The organism is Dolichospermum planctonicum, assembly GCF_005402965.1.
GTDB lineage: Bacteria > Cyanobacteriota > Cyanobacteriia > Cyanobacteriales > Nostocaceae > Dolichospermum > Dolichospermum planctonicum.
This window is the reverse complement of the sequence record NZ_BJCF01000050.1, coordinates 14,363-27,204: the sequence shown is the minus strand read 5'-3', so window position 1 is coordinate 27,204 and position 12,842 is coordinate 14,363. Positions and strand designations below refer to the sequence as shown.

Genomic DNA, 12,842 nt, shown 5'->3' with positions numbered 1-12,842 from the left:
CTTATTGAGTATCCGCCAAAACTATCTATTTCTCAAATAGTAAATGCTTTGAAAGGGGTATCTAGTCGTAGGTATGGGCAAGCTGGCTATAAAAAACCTCATAGAGAAGCGTTATGGAGTCCCAGTTTTTTGCCATTTCTGTAGGAGGTGCGCCACTAGAGATATTAAAAGAGTATATTAAAAATCAAGAAAAGCCGTCCTAGAAGGACGGGGCTTGTATCCCATTATTTTCGGTCAGGTAAAATGGCTGTAATGTTGATTTTTTCGTTGGGAACTTCGGTCGCTTGCTGGGTAAGGGTTTTGGGGGTTTTTTCCCGCTGTCGGTTGGTGGTTTTACCACTTTTTTTCCTGATCTTTGGAAACTGTCTCTGGACACCTTGCTGGGTAAGGGTTTAAAATTGAGGGGTCCCCACTCGCTGGGGACATTAATTGAATGGAAACTTAAATACTTCTTGGATTAAGTATTTATTATGTGGTCCCCACTCGCTGGGGACATTAATTGAATGGAAACAAAAAGCTTGCAAGCTCTTCATTGCAACTACGAAAGAGTCCCCACTCGCTGGGGACATTAATTTAATGGAAACTTCTTTGACAAGAATGATGCCATTGTCAATTACCCCGTCCCCACTCGCTGGGGACATTAATTGAATGGAAACAAGTTTATTCTCGCAATCAATTAATCTCAGTATGTAGTCCCCACTCGCTGGGGACATTAATTGAATGGAAACTAATTGAAGAACCATATCTCCAAAGCTGCATTTAGTGTGTTCCCACGTCCCCACTCGCTGGGGACATTAATTGAATGGAAACTGACTATTGCCTATATATGCAATCTCTTTCGCGCTTGTCCCCACTCGCTGGGGACATTAATTGAATGGAAACCGTTCAGTGCGGGGAACTCCGTAATCGTCACCACGCAGCACGTCCCCACTCGCTGGGGACATTAATTGAATGGAAACGCGATCAAAGCTTTATGATTGTGGCTTTTCGCATCTAGTCCCCACTCGCTGGGGACATTAATTGAATGGAAACACCCCTGTACCCTTCGCTGGAGCAAGAGTTACAGTAAAGTCCCCACTCGCTGGGGACATTAATTGAATGGAAACACATTAGGATCTAGGAATTGGAATCTATTGGTTTTAGAGTCCCCACTCGCTGGGGACATTAATTGAATGGAAACAGGAAAAACGGTTAGCGTTATTAGACATGGTGCAAAACCGCTCTTAGTCCCCACTCGCTGGGGACATTAATTGAATGGAAACTATTATCTGTGGTTCAGCAACAATTTTAAAATTGTTGCTGAACCACTCGCTGGGGACATTAATTGAATGGAAACGTAAAGGTTGTAATTGATATTCACCCAGACAATGACCTTGGTCCCCACTCGCTGGGGACATTAATTGAATGGAAACTTGAAAGACGAAAAGCTAGGTCAGGGCTTTGAAAACATAACCGTAGAGTTAGTTGTTCCCATTTTAGAAAGACTAGCTGGCGATCGCTGGTTGGTCTGGTTTCCTAATGCTGTTGTAGCAGTTACAACCAATCCTACAGAGCTAACAATAGAACATGACAATGAACCGCTAAGAGACAAGTGGAGTGAGTACAAACAAGACTTCCTCCGCACTGCTAAACCAGAGTTGGGAGGAAGAATACTGTTCTTCCCACCCAGTGAGGTTTTCTTGCACTCTATCCTGGAGCAGCCAGCTCAGACGGGAGCTAACGTGGCTGACATCCCATTCATCTACCCTAATGATAATGCTGAGGATATAGCTAGGAATGCTGAGAGAGCAGCCTATGAGTCTTGGGAGCTAGTGTACTCTTAGTGGGGTAGACTAAATCTAGTAAATCTAAAAGGTCTATGAACTTCATAAAGCTTCTAGGGTTGTTAACCGCAGCCCTAGCCTTTTTACCCCTTGCTTGGGTAAGTATCGGTCAAGGCAGTGGTCTGTACCCTGAAGTAAAGCATTCTGCCTACCCAGCTCCTGGAACTTATACTCTTAAGACCAAAGTGTTAGGTTTCTGCGCGGGTAAAGACTACATAACATTCTCTTACAAATACTCAAAAAACAATTGTGTAGTCATACACCTTTCTAATAATGAGAAGCTAAGAGTAAAAGACCCGCACAACTTGTTAACTTACCAAGACCAGAAAGGTCAAGCAACGCTGACAGTTGATGGTTTTAACCGACCTACAGTGGTAAAGTGGCAGGGGGAGCAGAATGACTAAGGGTGTTAAACTAGTATTCCCCTTTTTTACTGTTGTGCTACTGTGTTACTTTTGGAATGAATTATACCAAAGACCCTTGCCCTCCCTAGCAAAAGACTGGATGCCAAAGCCCATAGAAGAGCCAGAAGTAGGTTTCTTCAAACATATAAAAGTCCTAGGCTCAGGCGATAGCTATTACCTCCTCAACCTAAACACAGACAGAGGATTAGTGCAGAACGTTAGAACTTACTTAGAACCTGGTAGCTACTGGAAGAATGTTACTATAAGCTCTGAAGGAAAAATCATTAACAAAGAGCTAACAAAGTCTAGAGGCACAGGCTGTATAGAGAGTGCTGTCATAATGCGCCGGAGTGGCATAGTCCGCGTGGCAGGTATACAAGCTGATGACGTGTATGGGAACTTTCATGGTAGGATCGATTTAGTAAACTGTAAGCCAAACAAATGATTAGATTCTTATTCAAAGGTAGAGGAGCCCACACCCTACAAAGCAGGAGACTTAGTAAACTACTTTGGGGGTAAAACTCCAGAGGTACAAACTATAGCAGAAGTAGTTGGGGACAAGGTAAGGTTTAAGGGGTTTACCAGGCTAACAGAAACTCAATGGGTTTCCCCTGTCAAAGTAGAAACAAAAGCAAAGCTAGAAGCAGAGCCAAAAGCAATGACAGATATCAAGTGGATTCCTGTTGACCCAGAGAACCTACCAAAAGGAGAGGTGTTAGCTATGAGGGCGAATCTGTGGCTGGTAGGAAAACTAGAGAAAGAAACAAATAGTTCAACAGTCTTGGTGTCTTTCTCAACTACTGATGAAAATACTTATTTTTTTAATCCGGTAGCCTACATACCTCTTGATAACCTCAAGCAACTGTGGGAGGAACAAAACCCAGCTAACCGCTACTCTAGTGATAGTGAAGCCTTCAAGCTTTTAGAGTGGGTTATTGAGTCTGATAGTAGTTTGGGTAAAGCATTAGGGGAGATTCCTGTAGAGGCTGAACACACTATAGAGATACTAGCTCAACAGATAATTAATCAGTCATGGCTGGTAGAAGATGCTCCCCGAAGTCCTTCTAGAGCAAGTTATAAATTCTTCTCTTTTCGAGAGGAGTTAATCTACTGGATTAAGTATCTACTGGATTAAGTGTTACATTGCTGATTAAAGCTGAGGAGGGGCAACCCTCCTTCTGTAACACACTTATGAGATAGTTTGTGTAGGAAAAAAGAACAGAGAGAGGCAATTGCACAAACTTCTATGAGCATTCACTTTATTCTTTTCTTTGGGGGATTCTGCTGGGTAGTCTTGCATCTAGCAAGACATTCTTTAATAACTCCTTATATAGCAGGGGGAGCAGCAATGACTCTCTGCTTTGTATTGCAATGCGAAGCAAAAGTCAGGTTAGTAGCTACAGTTCTTGCCTACTTTATTGTTTATCTCCTCAATGAGGATGTAGACCCCAACCAACTGCTAGTGAGAAACAGTGAGAGTGCAGCAGCCTTAACAGAAGAAATAGGTAGCACTATAAAGATAGTAAGAGTAGTGATCTTGTTGTTATTCTGCTTCCTTCCTATCCCCAGCCCTCCTGGACACATAACTGGGGTGTTTCCTTTAATCCTCTGCTCTATATTGATGTTCCTTAATAAAGACCAAATAGAGAGAGAAAATATTGATCTGATAAGTTACGTTCTTTTAGTAATAGGGTTAGTAGGTGGGGTAGCACTAGTTTTGTGGCTAATTAAAACCTTTTTAGTTTTACAAATACAAGTAAGTGTAATCCCAATCCTAACTGGGTTAGCTTTCCCTTCATTACTAGGAGCAGACCCACCTCCTACCCCTAGCCAAATACTAAGAGAAAGAGGCTTTAACTCTCCAGCAGGGGTCTCATCCATTCTGTGGACTTTTCTGCTCACCTGGGTAACACCAGGTTTATCACTAAGTGCCACCACGTCTGCGCTAATAGGTCCTGGTGCTTATCGCATAATAATAGCTAACCTAACTTCTGTGGCTATAGAAGGATGGAATTTAGGTCTGTTGTTTAGAGATGGGAGTTCAACTAAAACTCCTCTAGCAGATTTGTTACTCAGACCTGATAGACTTTACCAAACTCCAATTTTACAAGTGTCGGGGGCTGGTCAAGGCTATCTGTTTCTAGTAGTCTTTATGGGTCTTGTACCAGCAATAGCAATGTACCTATGTTGTAAAACTAAGTTTGAGCCAGACCCTTCTATAATCTTTGTGATTATGGTATTACAATCATTTGTATTAGCAGGCTGGTCAGCCTTAGTCCTAATACCACTAGGATTAGGATTTGGTTTGTTGCAGGTAGCGTGGATGCCAAACTATTCAGAACTTAGAAGCTTGTGTATACTGGCTCCTATGCTTGTACCTTAAAGGAGGTCCCCACTCGCTGGGGACATTAATTGAATGGAAACTTGAGAAATTCCGCGATCCCAAACTGATGACTGACTTTTACAAGCGAGATCCAGGGCATTTTAATTTTGTTTTAGGAGCGATTTTACATGAAAATTAAACTTGAATATTGCCCGTTTGGTGACATAGGCGAAAAAGAATTTACTTTGGCAAGTGTTGAAGTTGAGACGGAGCATAATGATCCTTTCGAGATCATTAATCCTGTTGTGAAAATTAAAAGTTACCCAGCAGCAAGCGACCAAAAAAACAAGCTGAAAGCCGCCGCAGAAAAAGCAAGTGTCAGGAAAAGTATAGAGGAAAGGGCTTTAAGGGCTTGGAACAGAGAGATTAAGACCTCGACTGGATTTCAGGGTCATGCTTATTCCCCAAATAATCTAGACCTGTCTGTTGCCGTTTATGGATTGGATTCTTTTAAGGTTTTGAGTATAGAAGGCAATGAAGATTTTAAAAATAAAATCCCGCCTATTCCAGAAGGAGCAGTTTCATAGTCAGATGTTTTAGTCCCCACTCGCTGGGGACATTAATTGAATGGAAACATTAAAACCTCTACAATTTGATCCACATGACTAATCGAGTCCCCACTCGCTGGGGACATTAATTGAATGGAAACGTCATGATATTAAATGCTTATCCTATAAAATTGTTCATCTTTCCCACTCGCTGGGGATATTAATTGAATGGAAACAACGCGAATAGATGACTATTTTCCGCTTGTATTTCCGTCCCCACTCGCTGGGGACATTAATTGAATGGAAACACTTCACCATAGATTGATTGAAAATTATTCTCAATAAGTCCCCACTCGCTGGGGACATTAATTGAATGGAAACTAAAATCTCAACTTCAGTAGCTATATCTCGTATTAGTCCCCACTCGCTGGGGACATTAATTGAATGGAAACACCAACTTGTACCCAGAGGGTATGTTTAGTACTTTCGTCCCCACTCGCTGGGGACATTAATTGAATGGAAACGCTGCCAGTGCGGGACTAGCAATATTAAGAATTGTTGTCCCCACTCGCTGGGGACATTAATTGAATGGAAACATTTCTTTACTGGACACTTTGTTCAGCGATCGCACGTCCCCACTCGCTGGGGATATTAATTGAATGGAAACCCTTTCGACAACATATAGGAACAGTTGATAAATTTGTCGTCCCCACTCGCTGGGGACATTAATTGAATGGAAACCTGATGATCAAACCCACCTAGGGGCGAACGGCCGTTCGCCCCTACATATCCCCACTGGCTGGGGATATTAATTGAATGGAAACCAGCTAGTAATAATACATAAGGTGTGAGGTAATTAACTGTGTAAAGAAATGTAAAATCGCTGAGAACTTCTTTACTCTTGCCTCTTGCCTTGCTATAACGACAATTTTCAACGCCAACCTACTTACTCATATTTATTAACAATGAAAGAAAGAATAACTACGCTTTTGTTTTTGATGGTCATATTTTCTATTTTTTTTAGAGCTTGTGGTGGTACTACTACCAGTACCAGCAGTACAGAACAAGAAAAAACAGAATGTGAAGAATTTGCGGAACGGGTTACAAAGAATAGCGGTGGCAGTAAATATTCTTTGATCAAATCTTGTGAAAAAGAAAAAGAGCGTAGTCAATGGGAAAATGACTATGAGGGATCATTGCAAAAATTAAAAGAGAAAAACCGTTAGCCGGAGGACACCTGCTAAATGGGGTAAGAGGTATAAAGGTTTTGTAAATAAAGACTCTAATCCTTTACCCGACAAGGATTGTAAAAACTACTTTTAGCGATCGCTCTTAATCACCAGAAAATCGGCGAAAGGCACGGAAGCCACTTGGCTTTAGACAGTGGAGGAAGTGCCAACGGCGAATTTATTCGCCGAGCATAAGATATAATTGAAACGCAAGTAAGAACAACCATCGGCACGAAGAAGTATTTTAATAAGGAGAAACCCCTGATTTATCTCGTCTGGGCATTTGACTGTAGCCTGGGTAAACAAGTAAAGGTAAAATATGGAGTGTATACCGCCAAAATTTGATGGACTCGGAAAGCAAAAAAAACATAAAAGTAAGCGCAATTGCAATACCTGTCGTACTGGTAGTTGTTTTGAGCGTGTAGAGGGATAATTGACTATTCCTTTTAAGCAAGTCTTAAAGAATCTGCGTGTCTTTAGACCGCAGAGTGTCAAAGAATTAATTATTGAGTCCCCACTCGCTGGGGACATTAATTGAATGGAAACATTCTTAATCCGAGCAATTCACTCAGGAAAAGGTGAGTCCCCACTCGCTGGGGATATTAATTGAATGGAAACGACAAATAGTCCACTAAACCAGAACCATACATATACCGTCCCCACTCGCTGGGGACATTAATTGAATGGAAACGTCATGATATTGAGCGCTTATCCCATAAAATTGTTCATCTTTCCCACTGGCTGGGGATATTAATTGAATGGAAACAACGCTCATCAATAGTATATATAAATACATAATAAAATATGTACTGATATTTTGAGAATCAGTACATTTTAACTATCAATCAATGTTTGGTAAAGGAAACGCTGTAACTTGATAGCAGCATAAATAAGAACCAATGTCAAACAAAATAAAATATTTTTAATAAAATCCTCAAAGTCAGGAAAAGCTTACAGAGTAAGGGTTAGAGCAAATATTACAAAAATCTTGAGATATTTTAGATTCCTAGACAAACACTGAATCGCGCTCTTATAATTCATCTATAAGCTAAACAGGGGATCTACCGATGACAGCAGAATATTGGCGGGCTAAGATTTGGGGGTTACTACATGACCCTGTATTAAAAGCGTTACATGACAATACAGGACGGGGTAAAAATAGCTTCTATAAACAACTAGAAGTAATGAAAGCTTGGGTTGAAATTGGCAAAACCCCCGATGATTCTCGTGGTAAAGCATTAGCAAATATCCTATTAGCAGATCATGTAGCTTCAGCAAGTGATAGATCCGCCATTGGTGGTACTACGGAATTTATAAACTATGCAGAAGGTAACAACCCTAACAAGGGATTAGAAATTAGACATTTACTATCTGGTGCAAAACAAGATTTTAAAGTTAATTTTCACCAAGAATTAATCAATGGTAAACGTGCAGATTTTTTATCTACAAAAGAAGAGAAATTATTAGAAATACTAGAAACAGCACCACAAAAATTTCAAGACGAAATTGAAGATAATATTCCCAAAATTAAAGAATTATATTGGTGGTTATGGCGTTGTTTACCTAAAGTCACCTGTGATATCTTTGAAGATAGTTCCTTAATGTTAATGCCAGCAGAAACCAGGATTCCCGATGCTTCAATTTGGAGTCATGTAAGTATGACATCAGCCCTAGCTGGTGGTTTTGCTGGATATGATTTAACATTAGATGAAATTAAAAACTGGCCAAGAGGTAAAGCCGTTTCTCATCCTTATTTAGCAGTATTTAGTTTTAGTCCAGTACAGGAACTAATTAAATCTAGTCGCAAAATGCGGGATTTTTGGGCGGGTTCTTGGTTATTACATTATTTATCAGCTAAAGTTTGTTGGCAACTAGCCAATCAATATGGACCAGATACCTTACTTTATCCTAGTTTATATGAACAACCATTAATTGACCATTGGTTATTACAACAATATCGAGATTTTTCGCCATATATAAACCAACCATCACCAGAATCATTATTAACCGCAGGGTTTCCTAATGTGATAGTATTGGTATTACCAGAAGGCAAAGTACAAGCAGCCATGCAAACAGCCCAACAAACCTTGTTAAAAGAATGGTTAAAAGTGGGGGACTTAGTATTAAAAGAATTGCAAAATGAACGTTATTGGATGAAAGGTTTAGATCCCAATCATACCAGATGGCAAGGTTGGTTAAAATCCCAGTGGCAAACCTACTGGACAGCATTACCCATAGGTAAACCAGAAGAAGAGTGTAAATGTTCTGCTAACGAAAACAAAAATCAAGAATTTGAAACCTGGTCAAAAGCACAAAATGAAACTTACAATTTAATCAACAATAAAAATCAGCTTTTCAAAGACCAAGAAAAAGATTTATTACAAGAATCTTATCAAATTCGTCAACAGATATATAAAAGGGGATTTAGTGCTAATATAGGTTCATGGTGGGGTTATATTTTCGACGCAACCCGCGCTAGTTTAGCATCTGTTAAAAACGCTAGAAATTGGGAACTTCCCACAGCTTTTGGACCCCGTTCCACAATTTCTGGTATTGGTCCAGTTGTCAGTCCTGGTAATCAAGATCAAGATAAAAAAGACTGGATGACAGAAGGTGAAACCAAACATTTTTGGAAGCATAAAGCAGGGTTTTTTGATGGTAGAGAACAGTTAAATGCTACGGAGGTATTAAAGCGGGGTTTACATAAGGTTTTACCAGAATTATTAGGAGTAGATTTAGAAATCTCCTATCCAGATTTAACCTCTGGAGTTGCAGGATATTTGAAAGTTAATCAAAGTAATCCTGAACATAAACGTAATTTTGAAAAAGCTTGTCAATCCATAATTGAGAAATACCCTGATATCGAGAATACACTCACAGAAATGAGAGGTAAATGGGGTATTCCTTGGATAGATAAAAAACAGAATCCTAAAAAATACCATCCCCGCTTACTTAATGCAGGTTGGATACTAGAAGATTTACCCAATAGTGAAGCATTAAAAGCAGAATACACCCAAGGAATTAATCAAATTCTCAGTCAATGCTATCCCAACAATAACCCATCAGATTGGTATGTATTAGCAGCAGGTGATGGTGATAGTATGAGTGAATGGTTAAAGGGTTCAAAAATGAAACCCTACCGGGAATATATTCCTGATGGTTTTGAGGAAAAAGTTACATTAACTAACTTTCCAAAGTTTTTAGAAATCCAAAAACGCATGGGACCTAGTACCCACAGTGCATTAAGTCGCGCGTTATTAGATTTTTCTAATCAATTAGTTCCCTATTTGACACAAAACCGTTATGCGGGTAGATTAATTTATGGTGGTGGTGATGATGTTTTAGCTTATACCAATCTTTGGGAATGGGATAAATGGTTATGGGATATCCGTCAATGTTTTAAAGGTGCAAAAGACCCCCGTGGAGAATTTAGCAATAAGGGTGATTATTGGCAATATTTAAAAGATGATGGTAAAAAAGTTGGTTTAGTTGAGCGTCCATTATTTACAATGGGTAGCACGGCTACAATTAGTTTTGGTATCGTAATTGCCCATCATTCTGTACCCTTAGCAATAGCTTTAGAAAGTCTCTGGGAAGCGGAAAAAAAAGCCAAAGATCATGTTTATATTGATAACAATGGTGAAAAAAAAGCCAAAGACGCTGTACAAGTGCGGGTATTATACAGCAATGGTAATACCTTAAAATCCACTGCTAAATTCGATGTTTTTTCTGAATGGCAGCAATTAATCACAAATGATTTAGAAAGTGCGATATTTGAACAAGCTGCGAGTTTATGGAGTCAACACCCCGCACCGAGTTTAGAAGCTATTGTACCTTGGACAAAGGCATTTTGCGATCGCCGAGATCAATTCCAAAATGATGAAGATGCGAAAAAAGAGTTTCAAAAACAGTTAGCGGACTTTTTCACAGCGTTGTTTATTACTACCGAAACCAAACAACTAGATAATGAAATTCAAAGTTGGTTAAAACTAGCGGCATTTGTCAAACGTAACCGTGATATAGATATAAAAGTAGGAGGTGAGAAATAATGTATTGGTATAAACTCACACCATTAGATATTTTAATGTTAAGAGATGCTAAACCATTTTCACCACAAGAAAGGGCATGGGCTGGTAGTATATTTCCTCCTAATGGTCATACTATAGCTGGTGCATTTAGGGGAATATTGGGGGAAAAGAAAGACTTTAAAATTGTCGGTCCATTCCTTTGTTATCAAAACACAGAAAATACCCTATATCTTCCCCGTCCTTTAGGTTTTGCCAAATCTGTACCCCTTGTCCCTTTAACTTGGGAAACAGAATCTTATATCAACAATGCCTTATGGGATAAAACTCAACCTTGTCCATTAGTTAAAGCTCATCATAAAAAAGATGATGATGATGATGATTTGGTTAAAGGCAATGGAGTAGAAACAAAATTCAGACAATATTTACCTTATTGTGTTGTTAAGAAATATTTAGAAACGGGGAAAATAGATAAAAATGATTGGAACATAATTAAAGACAGTCATGAGGATAAACCTTGGGACGAAGAAACCCGTTCTCATAATAGCATTGAACCCGGAACAAAACAAGTTAAAGATGCTGATGGTTACTTTGTAGAAAAGGCCATTCGTTTACATCAAAATTGGAGTTTTGCCATAGGCATTAATCACGAAATTACAACACCTGCGACAATCAGATTAGGAGGAGAAGGACACAGATCAATAGTAGAATCTTGTCCAGAATTGGGGGAACAATGGCAAGAATTACAAAAGATCTCCCGTGATAATTTTCAAGCTGATACTCAATCAATCGCTTATTTAGTTACTCCTGGAGTTTTTGAAAGACCACATAAATATAATCCTGAACAAAGAGTAAATTTATGTCGTCCTTATCCCTGGGAATGGAAACTCAAAGACGGTAATTTTGTGAGTATGTCCACAGATAAAGCAGTACCAATTAGTTGTAGAATTAGGGAGAAACAAGACAAGACAAAAAGCATTACAAAAAGCATTCCTGCACCCCAGGTTTTTGCCGCACCACCGGGAAGTTTATACTACTTGAATAAACCTCAAGGATTGTTTCAGGATAATGAAAGTTTAGCAAATGATAAAAAAAATCGTGTAAACAATTGGCGACAATTGGGTTATTCAGAAATGTTGTGGATTAAATATCAAGGAAAAAGTGAGGAGAAATCTTAATGGAATACATCTATTTATATCTACTTTCACCATTACATACGGGTGGCATAACTCAGGAAGGTAATTTATTAGGAATTGCCCGTGAATCTCATACTAATTTACCCTATATTCCTTCTAGTACAGTCAGGGGTAAAGTACGTTCATTGGCTACAGATAAAGACCTAAAATATCAACTATTTGGCACTGATTTACAAGACGGACAACTAGAACAGGGTGATATTTGGATTGGTGACGCTTCTATATTATGGTTGCCAGTACCATCATTAAGTCATAGTGTAGTATGGATTAGTTGCCCGCTTTTATTACAACGTTGGCAACGTTTACAAGGAGGTAAATTACCCATACCTGTAGAATATAGTTGTAACTTTAATAATAATTCTCCGGTTTATTTAAAGGATGCAATTATCCCAAAAAATCAATTACAACCAGGACAAAATTTACAACAATTTGTACCAAAAAGTGATGCTACGGTTTCTATAAATCGGTTATTGGTTTTACCTGATAAACACTGTGCTACATTAATTCAAATGAGTTTATGGAGACAGGTGAAAATTAAACTCGATGAACATAAATCTGTAAATGGTGGTTTCCGTTATGAGGAAGCAATTCCACCAGATACATTAATGTATTTACCTTGGGGAATTACATCACAAGCTAATGGAAAATCAAAAAAATCTGCTCAAGATTTTCAAAAATTATTGGCGAAAAATGACATTTTGCAAATTGGCGGACAAGAAAGTTTAGGACGGGGTTTTGTGCAACAGTGGATGTCAACTGCTAAAGAGAATTAGAAAATTTGTCTGATAGCAAAGCGTGGTGCAAGCCATATCAGGATGTCCAGGATTTAAGGATTTACAGGATGAAAACAATAATTTTATAGCCTGTAAAAGTGTAGTCAGAAAAAGGAAATTAATATGACATTTGACCCTAGAACCATTGCCACACCAACTTATGACGCTTTAAATAATTTACGCAATTTACACCATCAAGATGAGAATCGTTTGAAACAACAAAAAAGTCAAGCAGTGGAACTTTATACATACCTTTCTACTTGGGGAATGATGCGATTAAAAGCCGAAGAAATGGCATTACCTGATAAAATGGAAGGTAAAAAGCAAGTAGTAAAGAAATTCTTTGAATGCTTACAACAAGTATCAGGAACAGCAAATTTATCTGGTGAACAAGGTTTAACAACACTAAAAAATCTTAATACAGATGAATATTTAGGTATCACAGGTTTGGGACTAGCGTTAGCACAAGAATTTAGTTTTTGGGCTACTGCTGTTTATTGGGATATTAAGGGAGAGTAAAA

At 38.8% G+C, this 12,842-nt stretch carries 9 protein-coding genes, 1 pseudogene and 2 CRISPR repeat arrays; all 10 genes and pseudogenes read left to right on the top strand.

The features are described 5' to 3' along the window. A pseudogene (locus tag FFO06_RS17540) lies at positions 1-203 on the top strand (IS200/IS605 family transposase); the annotation flags it as partial. 202 nt (positions 204-405) lie between these two features. Then, positions 406-1,412: direct repeats of the CRISPR family, unit length 36 nt; unit sequence GTCCCCACTCGCTGGGGACATTAATTGAATGGAAAC. Beyond that, on the top strand, positions 1,413-1,823 hold the full coding sequence (locus FFO06_RS17535) for a hypothetical protein (protein WP_137909190.1): 411 nt from the start codon (positions 1,413-1,415) through the stop codon (positions 1,821-1,823). 1,062 nt (positions 1,824-2,885) lie between these two features. Beyond that, a complete protein-coding gene (locus FFO06_RS17530; protein ID WP_137909189.1) occupies positions 2,886-3,362 on the top strand; it encodes a hypothetical protein in 477 nt (158 codons plus the stop codon). Between the two features lie 111 nt (positions 3,363-3,473). Beyond that, complete coding sequence (locus tag FFO06_RS17525) at positions 3,474-4,610, top strand: hypothetical protein (protein WP_137909188.1); 1,137 nt, start codon at positions 3,474-3,476, stop codon at positions 4,608-4,610. A 128-nt stretch (positions 4,611-4,738) separates the two neighbouring features. Next, positions 4,739-5,137 (top strand): hypothetical protein, encoded by a 399-nt coding sequence (locus FFO06_RS17520; protein WP_137909187.1) that lies wholly within the window; start codon positions 4,739-4,741, stop codon positions 5,135-5,137. A gap of 12 nt (positions 5,138-5,149) precedes the next feature. Next, a CRISPR array of direct repeats spans positions 5,150-5,922; the repeat unit is 36 nt; unit sequence GTCCCCACTCGCTGGGGACATTAATTGAATGGAAAC. A gap of 141 nt (positions 5,923-6,063) precedes the next feature. Further along, positions 6,064-6,324 (top strand): hypothetical protein, encoded by a 261-nt coding sequence (locus FFO06_RS17515; protein ID WP_137909186.1) that lies wholly within the window; start codon positions 6,064-6,066, stop codon positions 6,322-6,324. A 1,070-nt stretch (positions 6,325-7,394) separates the two neighbouring features. Continuing rightward, complete coding sequence (cas10, locus tag FFO06_RS17510; protein ID WP_137909185.1) at positions 7,395-10,376, top strand: type III-B CRISPR-associated protein Cas10/Cmr2; 2,982 nt, start codon at positions 7,395-7,397, stop codon at positions 10,374-10,376. Beyond that, positions 10,376-11,530, top strand: coding sequence for a type III-B CRISPR module-associated Cmr3 family protein (locus tag FFO06_RS17505; protein WP_137909184.1), 1,155 nt, complete (start codon positions 10,376-10,378; stop codon positions 11,528-11,530). Before cas10 ends, FFO06_RS17505 begins: the two co-directional genes overlap by 1 nt. After that, complete coding sequence (cmr4, locus tag FFO06_RS17500) at positions 11,530-12,321, top strand: type III-B CRISPR module RAMP protein Cmr4 (RefSeq protein ID WP_137909183.1); 792 nt, start codon at positions 11,530-11,532, stop codon at positions 12,319-12,321. The genes FFO06_RS17505 and cmr4 overlap by 1 nt, the downstream gene beginning before the upstream one ends. A 123-nt stretch (positions 12,322-12,444) precedes the next feature. Continuing rightward, a complete protein-coding gene (locus tag FFO06_RS17495; RefSeq protein ID WP_137909182.1) occupies positions 12,445-12,840 on the top strand; it encodes a hypothetical protein in 396 nt (131 codons plus the stop codon). Positions 12,841-12,842: the final 2 nt, after the last annotated feature.